Below are 16,777 nucleotides of genomic sequence, written 5' to 3' on the forward strand. Positions count from 1 at the left end.
CCATGCAGAACAGGTAGGGATTGCCACCCCGCGCGTCAATGCCGACAGGCCCTGATCGGCTGGTTTGAGCCAGACTTTGGGCGATTTCCCGAGGCCAGAGAGGGAAAGCCGGTGCCGCCCGTCTTTGCCGCGGCCCTCACCAGTCGGAAGAAAGTTTTCATGAGACGGGTATTTTGCCCCCCTTCCCCCGTTCCCCTTGCTGAAATTGTCGGCTAAGCGAGCAAAATGCAGGCATCCTGAAAAACGATCCAGAAGGCAGCACCGTGAATACCATCGACGAGAAACTCCGCCCGATCCTTGCCGACGTCATCCGACGCAACGCGGGGGAGCCGGAATTTCACCAAGCCGTCCACGAGGTTCTGGAAAGCCTCGGTCGGGTGGTCGCCAAGCATCCCGACTACCTCGACCAGGCGCTGATCGAGCGCATCTGCGAGCCCGAACGCCAGATCATCTTCCGTATTCCGTGGGTCGATGACCGGGGGCAGGTGCAGATCAACCGCGGCTTCCGCGTACAATTCAACTCGGCGCTTGGCCCCTACAAGGGCGGTATGCGCTTCCACCCGTCAGTGAATGTCGGAATCATCAAGTTCCTCGGCTTCGAGCAGACGTTCAAGAACGCGCTGACCGGCATGCCGATCGGTGGCGGCAAGGGCGGATCGGACTTCGACCCCAAGGGCCGTTCGGATGCCGAGATCATGCGATTCTGCCAGTCTCTCATGACCGAACTGCACCGCCATCTTGGTGAGCAGACCGATGTGCCTGCGGGCGATATCGGTGTGGGCGGGCGCGAGATCGGCTATATGTTCGGTCAATACAAACGCCTGAACAACCGTTTCGAGGCCGGTGTCTTCACCGGAAAGGCGCTTGCCTACGGCGGGTCCCGCGCCCGGACCGAAGCGACGGGCTATGGCAACACCTATTTCGTGCAGGCAATGCTGCAGACGAAGGGAACCGATTTCGACGGCAAGAAGGTCGTGGTCTCGGGCTCGGGCAACGTGGCGATCTACACGATCGAAAAGGTGCAATCCTTCGGCGGCAAGGTCATCGCCTGTTCCGACAGCTCAGGCTATGTGGTGGACGAGGCCGGGATCGATCTGAATCTGATCAAGGACATCAAGAATGTCCGGCGCGAACGAATCTCGGAATACGCCCGCCGCAAAGGCGAGGGCGCGCATTTCATCGCCGCAGGCGCGGGCTCGATCTGGGATACGCCCTGCGATGTGGCGATGCCCTCGGCGACGCAGAACGAACTCTCCGGCAAGGATGCGGCCAGCCTGATCAAGAACGGTGTGATCGCCGTTGGCGAAGGCGCGAACATGCCGTCGACCCCCGAAGCGATCAAGGCGTTCCAGGACGCGGGCGTGATGTTCGCTCCCGGCAAGGCCGCCAATGCCGGCGGGGTCGCTACCTCGGCACTGGAAATGCAGCAGAACGCCAGCCGCGACAGCTGGAGCTTCGAGCAGACCGAGGCGCGGCTGGCCTCGATCATGCGCGGCATCCACGACACCTGCCACCAGACAGCCGAGGAATACGGCGCGCCGGGTGACTACGTGCTGGGTGCCAATATCGCGGGCTTCGTGCGGGTTGCGGAATCGATGCGCATGCTGGGCGTGATCTGAGCATGGAACCGGGACGCCGCCAGGGCGGAGGAACGGCGCTGCTTGCCCGTTGCCTCGCTTGGCTGCGTCCCTTCGGCCCGGTCATCGGACCGACCGGCCTGCCGGAGATGGCCGCCGGGGCTGCAGGGGCCGGGCTGGCGCTGCTGGTCTGTGCGGGGCTCCTCTGGGGCGCAGCGGTCGATTTCGCCACCGGCGCGTTCCTGATCGCGCCGATGGGGGCGAGTGCGGTGATCCTGTTCGCCTTGCCGAACAGCCCGCTCGCCCAACCCTGGTCCGCGATTGTCGGCAACAGCCTCTCGGCGCTGGTGGCGCTTGGCGTGCATCAGCTGGCCCTGGACCCGGCGCTGGCGATCGGGATCTCGGCCTGTCTGGCCCTTCTGGTGATGTTCCTCAGCCGGTCCCTGCATCCGCCGGGTGGCGCTGTGGCGCTGACCGCGGCGATGAACCCCGCGATGCTGGAGGCGATGGGCCTGCGCTTCGTGCTGCTTCCGGTCCTTCTGGGGACCGTCTCGCTGGTGCTCATGGCGCTGGCCTGGCACCGGCTGACCGGAAGGGTCTATCCGTTTCGCCAGCCGCACGAGGCAGGGCCGCATGCCACCGCCGACAAGGCGGCGGAGCAACGGCTTGGTCTCGCCCCGGAAGAGCTGGCCCGGATCCTCGCCGACTATCGCCAGTCGGCCAACCTCGGGGTCGAGGATCTGTCCCGTCTGATCGCCGCGGCCGAGCAGGTTGCGGCGGGCCATTCCCTGGGTGCGATGACCTGCGAGGAGATCATGTCGCGCGACCTGGTCACCGTGCGCCCTGATGCGCGCAGCGCCACCGTTGCGGATCTGTTTCGCAAGCACGGGTTCACCTCGATCCCGGTGGTGGATGGGAAGGGCGTGATGCTGGGCGTGATCTTTCAACTGGATCTGATCCGTCGGGCCAGACGCGATGCGCTGCGCAGACGCAGCCGGTTCGGGGGCGCGATGGCTGTTGTCGGGGGCGACGCATCGATGGGCCTCCTGCGCGCCACCGAAATCATGACCACCACGCTGCCGACCGCGACCCGCGGTACGCTTGTCGCGACGATCCTGCCCCTGTTGTCCGATGGCGGGACCGAAGCCGTTCCGGTGATGGAGGCAGACCGGATCGTCGGCATCGTTACCAGAACGGACATGCTGTCGGCCTTGGCCCGATCAACGGCGCGGAGCATTAGCTGACAGAAGCTCTAAGGGGGGCTACGAGCGGGCAACCAGGCCGCTATCGACTTGATTTGTCAGTACATCGTCCGCAACCATGCAAAGATGATGATCGGTCTTTCTAGGCGGTCTGGAGATCCTACGGGCAGTGCGTCGGCCGTTTCTTCGAGGTCTGCGGGCCGAGGGCTCGCCCTCGTGTTCGAGCAGCACAAAGATCCGCCCCTCTCGGCAGATTTGCTACAAAAATCGCCTGCCGGGCAGTGGATACCCGAACCGGCGCCGTTCTTTGGCCAGATCACACAACCGACCCCACAGCGCTGTATCCGGGGCATGCTGCGATTAGGAGCGGACCGTCTTCCGATCCGCCCCGGTAAATCTGACACGCCCGTCGTTCTGCAGCCCGAACTGGGTCTTCAGATGCGCGACACCTTCGCGCTTCACGCCGGGCGTCATCGCGGACATCGGAATCCCTGAGTACTTCGCCTTCCAGACATAGAACGCGCCCTCCGACGTCCCGCGCTTGCGGCATAGATCGGCGCACTTCGCACAGGCATCATGTTCCGCTAGAATGCGGATGGTCTGTTCTTCTGTCCGTCGGGCCTTATTCGAAGCACCTCTAGTCGCAGTTGGAGGAACAATCCCGCGGCAGGTCAGCAGGTCAAAGGATCAAGGCACGCATGATCTGCAACGCAGCGCCGCGGGTGCAGCAGCCTCCCCCGCCAGTACTATACGCAGTGCGGCGCTTCCTCGCAGGGTCTGACTGCCAAGACAACAGACCGGCTGCGAGGTCACACAGTGCTAAAGCAAGGATCTACTCCTCGGGTTCGACCTGTTCGCCGCGCAGAGTGGCCTGCATGAAGCGCAACTTCTTCAGCAGCGCCTGCATCCCGGCGACGTCCAGACGGGTCGTGTTGTGCGAGTTGTACTCGACCGATTGAGAGATCTCGATCTGGCCGCGCTCAACATACTTGCCATAGTTCAGATCCCGCAGATCCGGCGGCACGCGATAGTAGCCACCCAGGTCCTCAGCGGCGACCATTTCCTCACGGCTCAACAGCACTTCGAACAGCTTCTCACCATGCCGGGTGCCGATGGTGTTCACCGGGTGGTCAGGCACGCCGAGGAGGCCGGTCAGCGCATTCGCCAACGTCTCGATGGTGGCAGCGGGCGCCTTCTGGACAAAGATTTCGCCCGGATTGCCGTGCTCGAACGCGTAGAGGACCAGATCGACCGCGTCATCGAGCGTCATCATGAACCGCGTCATCGAACCGTCGGTCAGGGTGATCGGCTCGCCGGCTCGGATCTGATGGGTGAAGAGCGGAATAACCGAGCCGCGGGAGGCCATGACATTGCCATACCGGGTGGTGCAGATCACCGTATCGCTGCTCGACCGGGATTTGGCGACGATCACCTTTTCCATCATCGCCTTGCTGATACCCATGGCGTTGATCGGGTAGACAGCCTTGTCGGTGCTGAGACAGACCACCCGCTTGACACCACAGTTGATCGCGGATTCCAGAACGTTTTCCGTTCCGAGGATATTGGTCTTGACCGCTTCCATGGGGTGGAATTCACAGGACGGCACCTGCTTGAGCGCCGCGGCGTGGTAAATGTAGTCGACGCCGCGCACCGCATTCAGGATCGACTGATAGTCGCGGACATCGCCGATATAGAACTTCAGCTTGGGGCTGTTGTACTTCTTCCGCATATCATCCTGCTTCTTCTCGTCGCGGCTGAAGATACGGATCTCCTTCAGGTCGGAATCGAGGAAGCGGCGTAGAACGGCATTGCCGAACGAACCGGTGCCGCCGGTAATGAGCAGGGTCTTGTTGGTGAACATTCTCGAATTCATTGGCTCTGGGCTCCCGAGACCAAAATAGATTGAAGGTCCCTATGAGGATAAGCATCCAATAGAGATCCGTTTGTGGCATTCACTATCCGGATACCATTTTCCGCTGCAAGCCGAGCAATGAGGTAGTGAAATGTCGTAGTTATATGGTACTCTTTGAGGTAGAACGCAAGATTATAGGATCTTAGCATCGCCACCTCATCACTATCATCATACGAGTGCATGTTTGATCGGGACGCAAAAAGATTGTAATCACACCCCAGAAGATATATCTCCCTGAAACCCATGTAAATGGCCGAAATCAGCGCCAAGCCAACGACATTCATGGTTATCGAGAGATTACCTGATAGATTTGACCTCATTCGGTCAACAGGGTAGTTTTTCGCATACACCAATAGCCTTCTTGCTTCGCCTGGGACATAATTTTTTGCCCTCACATCCGTAATGAAAATTGGTGGCGATTGGGAATATTTTCTCAGGATGGCGCTATATGTGAAGCTTAGCTTACCCCAGTAGCTGTTGTCAGCCAGGACATAGTATGTCGGCGCTAGTGATGAGAAGTTCTCCACCCTATAGAATGAGTTCACCGCAAATGTGAATTCCTCTTTCAGCGAACTCACCTCCTCGGGCGAGATTCCCGCTAGGGATGGACCCGTACCAAGAATGAAGCACCTCTGATCCTTATGAATCCCCTGATAGTTACGGTTCCCACGTATTTCCTTACGTATCTGAGGCCGAACAGCAAGAAGAGCATCGCTAGCGACATTAAACGCCCTAAAAGCAAACTTGTTTGCCTTCTCATGCGCAGAAAAGAACGACATCCCATTTCCCCTTCCATTCCAGTCAACGTAGCTAGCCTCTGAGCGCGACTGTCTAAGGCGCCCTTGTATTCACTCGCAACAGAACAATGAAGATGCATGAGAATATAGCGACATCCAATGGCCCGTGAAACGCGGTAGAGTCAAAAAATGACCTGAACATTGATACAAGAAGGGCAAGTGAAGCGTAGTGGTTGCCACTCCATGTCAACTTCCAAAATGAATAAATTGCCAGTGACAGGAAGAGAAGGATGCCCAAAAGGCCGAAAGACAGATGCAAGCTTATATAGGCATTGTGCGGATTTCCATCGAGCGCAACGATGGCCTGAACGCCTTCAGCAGGTGGCGCGAATAGAAGGTAGCCAATTCTTTCTGTTACCTGCCCAATATACTCCGATATTACGAGTTCTCGGGCGTCTGGACCGCTATCTGACAGCCGTTCGAAGCGCTCTATCCCGGTGGAGAGCGTTTCGACAAGATTCTGCGCCTGAGGAATCATAAGGATTGAGATCGCAACGACGACGGCAGCCATTGCAAACTTGATCCTATTCCCCGCTTTAGAAAGGAAAACGGTTCCGGCGAGAACGATGATCGAGCTGATAATGCCAGACCTCCCGATGCCCCAGAGACACACAAGAGCCATGGATATTGGCACCACCGAACGAGGCTGCAATCTATTCCGGCCACAGGAAATATAATAGAGCGAAACCGACAGAACCATCAAGGTGGAAATGTAGTTTCGACTAATCGAAAATACCTCCTCCGGATCCACGCCGGAGACCCCATGAGCCACGAAGATAAGTACCAGAACCAGTGTAACAACCAAGTACAATCTTGCCGGCAAAGGCGATCTTGCGATTGCCCAAGCATAACCCATATTCGCAGAAAATTGTAACGCAGATATCACAGAAAAATTATTTCCGGCGATGCTATTTACGAGCGAGAGCGTAAGAAATGCGGCCATCACAAGAGAAATCGAGACATTGAATGAGCCGATTGACGCTGCCAAGACTGCATATGCGGACCCAATAGCTAAAATGAGCACGGCTACCAAGAGCTGGGCGTTGGGATTCACCACATAGAATCGCGCAAAGCTCAGCAAGATAAAGATTGGTCCCGCGAGCTCAAAAATGGAAGAGATCCTGAGCCTCATCACTCGGCCCTATACGATATCATCCCAGGTCACCGCCGTATGCTTAGCCACATCCCGTGTAACGCGCTGCCCCAAGACGGCGTCCAGATGCTTGGGCGCCAATCCATAGCCCGGGCGAACGCTGCGCACCGCGTCGGCGGTGATGACCTCGCCAGCCGCCAGATCCTTCACGAAATACAGCGAGCGGCGGAATTGCACGTTACCCTGCTCGCTCGACTTGCGGCCATAGTCAACCTGGCCAAGCGCCTGCCAGGCCGTACGCGCGCCGCTGCACAGTGCCGCCATCTCGGCCGGCTCCAGCGAGAAGCTGTCGTCCGGGCCCCCGCCGTTGCGGTCCAGGGTAAAATGCTTCTCGATGATCGAAGCCCCCAGCGCCACACTGGCGATGGCGGTGGTATTGTCCAGGGTATGATCCGACAGGCCGGTGACCAGCCCGAAACGCTCGATCATATCGGGAATGGTGTGCAGGTTGTAATCCTCGGGCGGCGCGGGATAGCCCGAGACGCAATGCAAAAGCGCCAGTTCGCGGCAGCCCCCATCGCGCGCCGCGGCGACGGCTTCGGCGATCTCTTCGGCATCGGCCATACCGGTCGAGATGATCATCGGCTTGCCGGTTCCGGCGACATAACGGATCAGCGGGAGATCCACGGCCTCGAACGAGGCGATCTTGTAGGCTGGCGCCCCCAGATCCTCGAGCAGATCCACCGCCGTCGTGTCGAAGGGCGAGGAGAAGATGGTGATCCCGAGCGCCCGGGCATGGTCGAACAGCGGCCGGTGCCAATCCCAGGGCATGTGCGCCTGGGCGTAGAGGTCATAGAGCGTCCGGCCCTCCCAAAGCGTCCCCTTGATCATGAAATCGGGCAGGTCGGAGTCAAGTGTCAGCGTGTCAGGCCGATAGGTCTGCAACTTGATAGCGTCGGCACCCGCAGCAGCGGCGGCATCGATAATGAGACGCGCGGTCTCCAGGCTGCCGTTGTGATTGGCCGAAAGCTCGGCAATCACGTAGGGCGGATGCCCTGCCCCAATGGCGCGGTCAGCGATTCGGATTTCATTCCCCATCGGCGTGCTCCACTTTCATGATGTAGCGATGTCCCTGATAGATGAAATAGGCGGGGAACCTGTTCGGGTCGCAGACCCTGATTAGGTTGAACTGTGAGGCGATGCTGGCATTTGCGTCAATCATGCTGTCGGCCGGAGTACGGCGCCGGTAATACTCAGGCTCGACCTCAGGATCTTGCTCGACGGGAACAATGCTTGCCAAGTTGGTCACCGAGTATGTGAGCAGATCCATCTCTGCTGTGAAGAGCAGATCGTTGATTTCATCCCAAAGGGCATGCTCAGGAACCGGAATTACCTTCTTGGCCCAGATCCGGCCGCTGTCCACGCGATCCTCGGCCTCAAGCAAAGAAAGAGTAATGCTCGAAGCGCCCCTCGACAGCTCCCAAATATGGGGGCTCCACCCCCTGCCCTGCGGTAGGTCGCTGGCGTGCAGGACAAGGGTATGTGCGTACTTCGCCCGGTCTTGGGCCGTCACAATCTCTGAGCAGGAAATCAAGAAGAGGAAGGTTCCGTCTGAAATGTCCTTCTTGCTTCGAACCAGCTCGACCTCTAGCGATGGGTCGGCCTCGGCGATCCATCTTTCCAGATAGGGGTTCACCGGATGGCGGCTGTCGGTGCAGAGCAAAGTTATCTTCACCACGTATCTCCAGTCATCAATGAGGCAACGCGCCACGCGCTCTGTCCGTCGATCATCTCGGTCTTTGCCATTTGCAGCAGTGCGTTTTGCCGCTCTGTCGTGGCGAGCAACGCTGGGATGTCTCGACCACAATTTTCAACAAGAACTGTGCGGGCCATGCCGCTGGCCTCCAGGCCCCGGGCAATCCCACTCTGGTTATCAGCCAACACCATCTGGATTGTCGGCAGGCCCAGGCAGCAGCGCTCCCAGGCCGTGCTGCCGGCGGCACCGATTGCCAGATCGCTTTCGGTCATCAGTTCGGCCATATTGCCGACCCCGACCAGCACCTCGACGGGAAAGCGCATGTCGGCGGCCCGGGCGCGGACCGCCTCCAGCCAAGGGGCGCTCGGCCCCATGACCACGGTGATCGACACCTCATCCGGCAGTTGCGAGGCCGCGAGTGCATCGAGCACGCGACAGGTCACATTGTCGATATCGGCACCGCCGAGTGTCACCAGGACGCGACGCAATTCCGGCTTGGCGCGGCGGGCAAGGCTGGCGGCGCGATGGGCTGCGAATTCCGGGCGCAGCAGGGCATATTCCGGGCCGAGCAGCGCCACCGCGCCGTCGGGCAGCAGGCCGTCATAGTCCGTCGCCACGCGGCCGAGCCCGGGATCGAGCAGCAGATCGCAGTCGTGGACCCGGTCCGCCAGGTCATCGATCGCCATGATCCGCCCGCAGACCGGGCGCAGGCGGCGTTCCCATTCCTGCCCCAGCGCATAGTGATCGACGACCAGCCAATCCGCCGCGGGAGCGCCCGCGAGGACCGCGAGGCAATCCCCGGCATCGCCGGCCTGGTCTGTCCCCAGCCAATCCGCCGGCGTGCTCCCTGAAGCCGATCCGGCGCCGGGCGCCAGTGTCGGCAAGGCAAGGACGCTGTGCCCACGCGCCGCGATCTGCCTGCGCAGATCACCCTCCAGCGGCCGACACAGGAAAAGCGTCTCGGCGCCACGCTCGCGCAACGCATCGGCAAGCGTCAGGCAACGCATGACATGGCCGGTGCCGATCCGCACCGAGGCATCGGCGCGGAAGATAATCCGCGGAGCAGATGCCGGACCATCCCTCATGCCCGTTCCGCCCCTTCGGCCCCGAGGGCACGGAACATCCACTCCGCGCGCTCCCAATCCTCGGGCGTGTCGATATCCTGCACGCGGTATCGCGGCAGGCGTAGCGGCAGGCAGTTGGCGCCAAAGATCGGCAGGCCACTCGTCCAGGCCGAGGCCGTCCCCCAGTAGAACTGTCCGGCATCGTGCCACGCTTCTTCCAGATCCTGCGAGCGGGTGGTGAAATGCTCGGGCTGGAACATGGCCACATGGCCGGTCTCGGTGATGCGGATCGCGCGCTGGATCGGGAAGGCATAGCTGGTGACGGAAAAGACAAAATCCGCCCCGCCACGTTCAAGAAGCTCAAGACCGGCGCGCAGATCAGCGGCGGTGACGAAGGGCGCCGTCGCATAGATGCAGCAGGCCTGCGCGACGCTTGTCGCAGACGCAGCCTCGACCTCGGCGATGGCATGAGCGATCACCGGGCTGGTCGGAGTGTGGTCATCCGACAGGGCGGCGGGGCGCAGGAAGGGCACCTCTGCGCCACAGGCCCGGGCGACCTCGGCGATCTCAGCGTCATCGGTGCTGACGATCACCCGGTCGAAACAGCCGCTATCCAGCGCGGCCTGGACCGACCAGGCCAGCATCGGCCGGCCGCAGAACGGGCGGATGTTCTTGCGCGGGATGCGCTTGCTGCCTCCGCGCGCCGGGATCACGGCGATTTTCATCCCGCCAGCGCCTCGCGCAGCACCTCGACCACGAAATCCTGCTCGGCGTCGGTCAGGGTCGGGTGCATCGGGATGCTGATTGCCTCGCGGTAATATTGTTCAGCCTGCGGGAAGTCGCCCGGCCGGAAACCCATCTTGCTGTAATAGGGCTGCGTATGCACCGGGATGTAATGCAGGTTGACCATGATGTCCCGCGCGCGCATCGCCTCGAACACCTTCAGGTGACTTGTGGCGATCCGGTCCAGTTGCAGGCGGATCACATAGAGATGCCAGGCGGAATGGCTGTCGGGGTGCTGCCAGGGTAGCGTCACGGGAAGATCCGCCAGCAGCTGCTCGTAGCGTGCGGCGATCTCGTGGCGGCGCGCGACATAGGCGTGCAGCCGGGTCATCTGACTGACCCCGAGCACGGCCTGCATGTCCGTCATCCGGTAATTGTAGCCCAGATCGACCTGCTGGTAATCCCAGGGGCCGTCCATCTCCTTGGTCATCAGCGCCGGGTCACGGGTGATGCCGTGGCTGCGCAGCAGACCGAGGCGCGTCGCCAGATGGTCGTCATTGGTGAGCGCCATGCCGCCCTCGGCCGTGGTGACGATCTTGACCGGATGGAAGCTGAACACTGTGATGTCGCTGTAGCGGCAATTGCCGATCGGCTCATCCTTGTACCGCCCGCCGATGGCATGGGAGGCGTCCTCGATGATGCGGAAGCCGTATTTCTGCCCCAGCGCGTGGATCCGCGCCATGTCGCAGGGCTGGCCGGTCAGATGCACCGGAACCACCACCTTGGGCAGACGCCCGGCCTTTTCGGCGGCGATCAGTTTCTCTTCCAGCCGGTCCGGGCAGAGGTTCCAGGTCCGGGGATCAATGTCGACAAAATCCACCGCCGCTCCGCAATACAGGGCGCAGTTCGACGAGGCGACGAAGGTGTTCGGCGTCGTCCAGAGCACATCCCCCGGCCCGAGATCGAGGGCGAGACAGGCGATATGCAGCGCCGAGGTCGCGCTGTTCACGGCCACCGCGTGGCGGGCGCCCGTCTCGGCAAGCACTGCCTGCTCGAAGGCGGGAATGCTCGGCCCCTGGGTCAGGTGCGAGGATCGCAGGACGCCGATCACGGCGTCGATGTCTGCTTGGGTGATATCTTGCTGGCCGTATCGAATCATCTGGAATGCGCCATCTTATGGGGGGCGGGAGGTGACACCGGGCCGGTGTCGCCGGGAGTGAATAGGGCGAGGGTCTTCCACAGCAAGACCAGGAAAAAGGCGGCGATCAGGCCCAGCGGCACCGCCAAGGCGCGCTGTTCCGTGGGCAGGCTCATCGTCAGGCCCCAGGTCACCAGAGCGAAGAGAGCGAACGCCGCGAGATGACTGTAGATGATGGGGCGATCCCGGCCGCGGGCATAGAGCGCGTAATGCGGCACCATGCCGAGTGCATTGATGGTCATTGCCAGCACCAGAAAAGGAAAAAGTCCTCGCTGCGCGACGTAGACGGGATTGCCGATCCAGTCCAGCAGGACGGGTAGGGCCAGCCAGCTCAGCACGCTGAAAACCGCCGAGATGGCGATGGTCTGCACCAGCATGCGCCGCAGGGTGATGCGGAACTCCGAGGTGTCGCCGGCATGATGCAGGCGGATCAGCTCGGGATAGCCGAAGGCGAAGACCCCTGCATCGAGAAAGGTCATCAGGGCGCTGGCGACGCCGATGAACAGGACATAGGCCGCAACCGTTTCGATCCCGGCCAGATCTTCGAGCCAGAAGCGGTCAAGCGTCTGCACGCCGCGCAGGGCGAGGGTCGCGACCAGAAAAGCCAAGCTGACGATGATGCCCCGCCGCAGCCAGGTCAGGTCCACCGCATCGCGCCAGCCACCGAACCGCATCCGGGCGATCAGGGTCACCCCGATAGACAGCGTCAAAGCTCCGCTGAGCCCCCAAAGGACGAAAACCGTCGTCAGATTGCGGCTTTCGGGCCAGAGGGGCATCACGATCAAAACGGCAATCGCCCAGAGGCCCTGCCGCGAGAAGTGCAGCAGGCTGGCAGAGATCTGACGCCCCAGGGCGATCAACAGCCGGTAAATTTCCTGATTGGCATATTCGCACAGCAGGATCGGCAAGAACCACCACAGCAGCGTCGGCGGCCAGCCTGCCGACCACAGAATGCCGATGGCGGCCGGCGCAACCACCAAGAACAGCACGGCGGCCAGGCAGGATTGCGTCTTCAGCAGGCGGCCGCGCTCGGCCTCGGGAGCCTTCAGAATCTCGCGAGTGATGTAGACGTAGAAGTCCAGCCCCACGAAATAGATGGCATAGCCGATGGCAGCGGTGAACAGCCCGTAATAGCCGACCCCCGCAGGGTCGAGGTAACGGGCGAGGAAGAAGATGAACAGAAAGCGCACGCCGAGAGTCAGACTGCGCAGGCCCGTGTTGAGCAGGCGGGTTACAGCGCCCCTCATGGCCGGACCTCGCCATTATCGCCCTGCTCGCGGGTCAGCTCGATCTCGAGCGCGGCGATCTCCTGCTTGAGTAGTTCGTATTCCGCGGTCTTCCGGGCGAGGAAGAGGCGGGTTATGGCGGCCTTCTCGGCCAGCCCCTTGGGTGTCAGCACGTAGGAATACCGCCGCTTGTCCTCGGCGGCAGCAAAGCGCCCGAGTTTGACAAATCCTCTTTCGATCAGAGCCTTGAGCAGGTAATGGGTGCCGCCGGTACTGATACCGACCGCGGCCGCCAGCTGACGCTGGGACATACCCGGGTTCTGCTCGAGCAGGCGCAAGATACGGAACCGGGTTTCTTCCCGCAGCCGGTCGTGTAGATCGGACATCTCAGCTCCGCCTCGCGATCTCCCGCCACCGGCAGCCCGGCACAGTTCGCTCATCTTTGAGCGATACCATGCCGCTGCAGCATTGCCAAGCCGCCCTCTGTGCGGCGCCCCGCCGCCCGGTTCTTTTGCCGGTTCCTCTCGACCCGGTTTCGCGATAAAGCGCAGCCAGGCAGAAAGCCTCCCCGATGCAAGAGGTGGAACGGATGAGCAATGCCCTGATCGCCGGATCTGTTGTCAGGTCCCCCATCATCGGCCAGCCCGCCTGATGTCGTCGCGTATCGTCATCACCGGCGCCGGAGGCCTGCTCGGCTGGCACACTTCCGCCCGGCTGCACGCGGTGAACTGTGCCGCCCGCTACCGTGGCGAGGTCGCCCCCTTTGATCTGGTCCTGCTTGATCACGCCGGTTTCCAGACCGATGCGGTGCTGGACGCCGCCCTGCGCGATGCCGATATCGTGCTGCATTTTGCCGGCGTCAACCGCGGCACCGAGGCTGAGGTCCGGGATGGCAATCCGGCCATTGCGCGGCGCCTGGCGGATGCCTGCGCCCGGCTTGGGGTCGCGCCGCATATCGCCTACGCCAATTCGACGCACGCCCGCCTCGACACGCTCTACGGCACCTCCAAACGCCGGGCGGCCGAGATCCTGGCCAGCATCGGCGGCGGTTTGACCGACCTGATCCTGCCCCATATTTTCGGCGAAGGCGCGCGCCCTCGCTACAACAATGTCACGGCGACCTTCATCGAGGCGGTGATCGCGGGCGAGACGCCGCAGATCGATCCGGCTGGCAAGGTCCAGCTGCTGCATGCCGGGGCTGCGGCGCAGACCGCGATCGATGCGGCTCTGTCCGGGCACGACGGCGAGCTGGTCCCGCAACCCCGGCCGACCGAGGTCCCGTGGCTCTTCGAGACGCTGCAAGGCTTTCATGCGGGGTATTCCGCCAACCTCTATCCCGATCTGTCGAACGGCTTCATCCGCGACCTGTTCAACACCTATCGGGCGGCACTTTACCCCGGCGGCTTCCCTCGCCCCCTGAAGTTGAACACCGACCCGCGTGGCACGCTGTTCGAAGCCGCGCGCGGCGGCGGCGGCGGCCAGACCTTCCTCAGCTGGACCGAGCCCGGGGTGACTCGGGGCGACCATTTCCATCTGCACAAGGTGGAGCGCTTTCTCGTGCTTCAAGGCGAGGCAATAATCCGAATGCGCCGCGTGCTGGGCGGTCCGGTGACGGAGTATCACGTCACAGGCGACCGCCCCTCCCCTGTCGACATGCCGACGCTGCACGCCCATTCCATTCAGAATATCGGCGATCGGCCCCTGCTGACCCTGTTCTGGACGCACGACCTTTTCGACCCGGCGGCGCCGGATACTTATTTCGACCCCGTATTGCAGGATTGATTGATGAGCAGGCTGAAAGTGATGACGATCCTCGGGACCCGCCCCGAGATCATTAGGCTGTCCCGCGTCATGGCGCGGCTCGACGCCTTCACCGATCACGTTCTCGTGCACACCGGGCAGAATTGGGATCATGCCCTGAACGAAGTCTTCTTCGAAGACCTGGGCGTCCGAAAACCCGACCATTTCCTCGGCACCGGCGGCGGCTCCTTGGGCGAGACGCTGGGCAAGATTCTGATCGAGAGCGAAAGGGTCATTCGGGCGGAGAAACCCGATGCGGTGCTGGTCTTGGGCGATACCAATTCGGCGATTTCGGCGATCATTGCCCGGCGGCTAAAAGTGCCGGTCTATCACATGGAGGCCGGTAACCGCTCGTTCGACCGCAATGTCCCCGAAGAGACGAACCGCAAGCTGGTCGACCATATCGCCGACTTCAACCTGGTCTACACCGAGCATGCGCGTCGGCATCTGCTCTCGGAGGGCATTCAGCATCGTCGAATCTACCTGACGGGTTCACCGATGAACGAAGTCTTGACGCATTACCGCGACCGGATCGAGGCCTCGGACATCCTCTCGCGGTTGTCCTTGAATTCCCAAGGCTATTTCATCGTATCCCTGCACCGGGAAGAGAATGTCGACAATGCAGCGCGGTTGCGGTCACTCCGGGATACGCTGAATTCTCTGGCGCAGGATTACGACATGCCGGTAATCGTCTCCACGCATCCGCGCACGCGCAAGCGCTTGGAGGCCTTGGGAGAGGACGGAGCCTTCGATCCGCGCGTGCAGTACATGGCGCCTTTCGGCTTCCATGACTACAATGCGCTGCAGATGAATGCGTTCTGCGCCATCTCGGACAGCGGCACGATCGCCGAAGAAAGTTCGATCCTGCAATTCCCCGCCATCACGCCACGCGATGCGATCGAAAGGCCGGAGGGGCTGGATGTTGGCTGTATCCTGGTCACCGGCCTGAACCAGGACACGATCCGCGAAGCAGTCGCGGCCGCAACCCAGCTGCATCGCGAACGCCAGGCGAGCGGTCGCCGTCATCCGCTGCCAGAGGATTACGCCATCGACAATACCTCGGAACGCGTCCTTAGCCTGATCCTGGGCACGGCCCGGCTCTCGAACGGCTGGGACGGGATCCGGATGAACGATCTGACATGAGCCGTCACGAGAGCGCCAATCCGCGGCTGATCATCCTGACCCAATGGTTCGATCCTGAGCCGACACCCAAAGGGCTCGCTTTTGCCCAACGCATGGCTGAGCAGGGTTTCCAGGTCGAAGTCGTCACGGGGTTCCCGAATTATCCCGGTGGCACAGTCTATCCGGGCTATCGGATCCGCCCGCTTCGCCGCGAACAGCATGGTCAGGTCCTTGTCACGCGGCTGGCGCTCTATCCCAGCCATGACACCGGCAAGATCGGGCGCATCCTGAACTATCTGAGCTTCTTCCTTTCCGCCTTCGTGTACCTGACCTTTGGGGCGCGCCGAGCGGACGTGTTCTACGTGTACCATCCCCCCCTGACGACCGCCCTGGCCGCGGCCTGCGCCGGCTGGCTGCGCCGGACGCCGTTTCTGGTCGATATCCAGGATCTGTGGCCAGACACCTTGCGCGCGACCGGCATGATCGGCAATTCGCGGATCCTGCGGGTCGTCGATTGGCTATGCCGCTGGGTGTATCGCCGCGCCGCTCACATCGTGGTTCTGTCGAACGGGTTTCGCAACCTGCTCACTGCTCGTGGGGTTCCCGCCGAGCGGATCAGCGTAATTCCGAATTGGGCTGACGAGAGCGCCCCGAACGAGCAGGTGGAGGCGACCGGCCAGGTGCTCGGTCCGCCCGGCCCGTTCCGCGTATTGTTTGCGGGTAACATGGGGCCGGCTCAAGATCTCGATACCGTCCTCGACGCCGCAACGCTCCTTGCAGATGCGCCGAACATCGAACTCTGTCTACTGGGCTCAGGGCTCGAGACCGACCGACTGACGGCCAGACGTACCGCAGAGGGTATAGACAATGTTCGCTTCCTGCCGCGGGTTTCACCGATCGAGGCGCAGGCCTGCCTGCGCGCGGCTGATGCGCTGCTTGTCCACTTGCGGGACGATCCCTTGTTCGCGATCACCATTCCGTCCAAGACCCAAGCCTATCTGGTAGCTGGTCGGCCCGTCATCATGGCTGTTGCCGGAGACGCGGCCGACATGATCCGCAGCGCCGAGGCTGGCGTTGCCACTCGGCCGGGGGACCCAGAAGAATTGGCAAAGGCGATCCGCGATCTTGCCAGTCTTGCGCCTGAAGAGCGCGCAGTGATGGGGGCCAACGGACAGCGCTTTTACTACAGCCATCTCTCCCTGGATATTGGTACGCGCAGGTTTGCAACGCTGCTGCGGGACGTGATCAGGTAAATGCGCGCCTGCTGGTTGGTCGGCGCCCCCCTGCGACCACTGTCTGGTTTCACC

16 protein-coding genes are annotated in these 16,777 nt (G+C 61.8%); 5 read left to right on the plus strand and 11 right to left on the minus strand.

All coding sequences use genetic code 11. The annotated features are described in order from the left end of the window. Positions 1-263 precede the first annotated feature (263 nt). Complete coding sequence (gdhA, locus tag VDQ18_RS02625; RefSeq protein WP_323019462.1) at positions 264-1,619, plus strand: NADP-specific glutamate dehydrogenase; 1,356 nt, start codon at positions 264-266, stop codon at positions 1,617-1,619. A 2-nt stretch (positions 1,620-1,621) separates the two neighbouring features. Continuing rightward, positions 1,622-2,821 (plus strand): HPP family protein, encoded by a 1,200-nt coding sequence (locus tag VDQ18_RS02630; protein ID WP_323019463.1) that lies wholly within the window; start codon positions 1,622-1,624, stop codon positions 2,819-2,821. A 318-nt stretch (positions 2,822-3,139) separates the two neighbouring features. On the opposite strand, the gene VDQ18_RS23570 is transcribed toward VDQ18_RS02630, so the two are convergent. The 11 genes from VDQ18_RS23570 to VDQ18_RS02680 all read right to left on the minus strand — a co-directional run bounded on the left by VDQ18_RS23570 (position 3,140) and on the right by VDQ18_RS02680 (position 12,934). After that, complete coding sequence (locus VDQ18_RS23570) at positions 3,140-3,457, minus strand: transposase (protein ID WP_416235081.1); 318 nt, start codon at positions 3,455-3,457, stop codon at positions 3,140-3,142. Positions 3,458-3,611: 154 nt separating this feature from the next. Next, a complete protein-coding gene (locus tag VDQ18_RS02635) occupies positions 3,612-4,640 on the minus strand; it encodes a polysaccharide biosynthesis protein (RefSeq protein ID WP_323019464.1) in 1,029 nt (342 codons plus the stop codon). An 8-nt stretch (positions 4,641-4,648) separates the two neighbouring features. Then, on the minus strand, positions 4,649-5,470 hold the full coding sequence (locus VDQ18_RS02640; RefSeq protein WP_323019465.1) for a hypothetical protein: 822 nt from the start codon (positions 5,468-5,470) through the stop codon (positions 4,649-4,651). 52 nt (positions 5,471-5,522) lie between these two features. Then, positions 5,523-6,620 carry a hypothetical protein gene (locus VDQ18_RS02645; protein WP_323019466.1) on the minus strand — a complete coding sequence of 366 codons (1,098 nt, stop codon included), beginning with the start codon at positions 6,618-6,620 and terminating at the stop codon, positions 5,523-5,525. Between the two features lie 9 nt (positions 6,621-6,629). Then, positions 6,630-7,679 carry a pseudaminic acid synthase gene (pseI, locus tag VDQ18_RS02650; RefSeq protein WP_323019467.1) on the minus strand — a complete coding sequence of 350 codons (1,050 nt, stop codon included), beginning with the start codon at positions 7,677-7,679 and terminating at the stop codon, positions 6,630-6,632. After that, positions 7,669-8,316 (minus strand): UDP-glucuronic acid dehydrogenase, encoded by a 648-nt coding sequence (locus tag VDQ18_RS02655; protein WP_323019468.1) that lies wholly within the window; start codon positions 8,314-8,316, stop codon positions 7,669-7,671. The genes pseI and VDQ18_RS02655 overlap by 11 nt, the downstream gene beginning before the upstream one ends. After that, positions 8,313-9,422: a UDP-2,4-diacetamido-2,4,6-trideoxy-beta-L-altropyranose hydrolase gene (gene pseG, locus VDQ18_RS02660; protein WP_323019469.1), complete on the minus strand. Its 1,110-nt coding sequence runs from the start codon at positions 9,420-9,422 to the stop codon at positions 8,313-8,315. The genes VDQ18_RS02655 and pseG overlap by 4 nt, the downstream gene beginning before the upstream one ends. Beyond that, the gene (pseF, locus tag VDQ18_RS02665) at positions 9,419-10,126 is read right to left on the minus strand and encodes a pseudaminic acid cytidylyltransferase (protein WP_323019470.1); all 708 of its coding nucleotides are present in this window, start codon (positions 10,124-10,126) and stop codon (positions 9,419-9,421) included. The genes pseG and pseF overlap by 4 nt, the downstream gene beginning before the upstream one ends. Next, positions 10,123-11,283 carry a UDP-4-amino-4,6-dideoxy-N-acetyl-beta-L-altrosamine transaminase gene (gene pseC, locus VDQ18_RS02670; RefSeq protein ID WP_323019471.1) on the minus strand — a complete coding sequence of 387 codons (1,161 nt, stop codon included), beginning with the start codon at positions 11,281-11,283 and terminating at the stop codon, positions 10,123-10,125. Before pseC ends, pseF begins: the two co-directional genes overlap by 4 nt. Continuing rightward, a complete protein-coding gene (locus VDQ18_RS02675; RefSeq protein ID WP_323019472.1) occupies positions 11,280-12,569 on the minus strand; it encodes a lipopolysaccharide biosynthesis protein in 1,290 nt (429 codons plus the stop codon). The genes pseC and VDQ18_RS02675 overlap by 4 nt, the downstream gene beginning before the upstream one ends. After that, positions 12,566-12,934, minus strand: coding sequence for a MarR family EPS-associated transcriptional regulator (locus tag VDQ18_RS02680; protein WP_323019473.1), 369 nt, complete (start codon positions 12,932-12,934; stop codon positions 12,566-12,568). The genes VDQ18_RS02675 and VDQ18_RS02680 overlap by 4 nt, the downstream gene beginning before the upstream one ends. A gap of 265 nt (positions 12,935-13,199) precedes the next feature. Here VDQ18_RS02680 and VDQ18_RS02685 point away from each other — a divergent pair, with 265 nt between their 5' ends. The 3 genes from VDQ18_RS02685 to VDQ18_RS02695 are packed head-to-tail and all read left to right on the plus strand — an operon-like array spanning position 13,200 to position 16,723. Beyond that, positions 13,200-14,330: an NAD-dependent epimerase/dehydratase family protein gene (locus tag VDQ18_RS02685; RefSeq protein WP_323019474.1), complete on the plus strand. Its 1,131-nt coding sequence runs from the start codon at positions 13,200-13,202 to the stop codon at positions 14,328-14,330. Positions 14,331-14,333: 3 nt separating this feature from the next. Continuing rightward, positions 14,334-15,491 (plus strand): non-hydrolyzing UDP-N-acetylglucosamine 2-epimerase, encoded by a 1,158-nt coding sequence (gene wecB, locus VDQ18_RS02690; RefSeq protein ID WP_323019475.1) that lies wholly within the window; start codon positions 14,334-14,336, stop codon positions 15,489-15,491. Beyond that, the gene (locus VDQ18_RS02695; protein ID WP_323019476.1) at positions 15,488-16,723 is read left to right on the plus strand and encodes a glycosyltransferase family 4 protein; all 1,236 of its coding nucleotides are present in this window, start codon (positions 15,488-15,490) and stop codon (positions 16,721-16,723) included. Before wecB ends, VDQ18_RS02695 begins: the two co-directional genes overlap by 4 nt. Positions 16,724-16,777 lie beyond the last annotated feature (54 nt).

The organism is Pararhodobacter sp., assembly GCF_034676075.1.
Classification (GTDB): Bacteria; Pseudomonadota; Alphaproteobacteria; order Rhodobacterales; family Rhodobacteraceae; genus Pararhodobacter.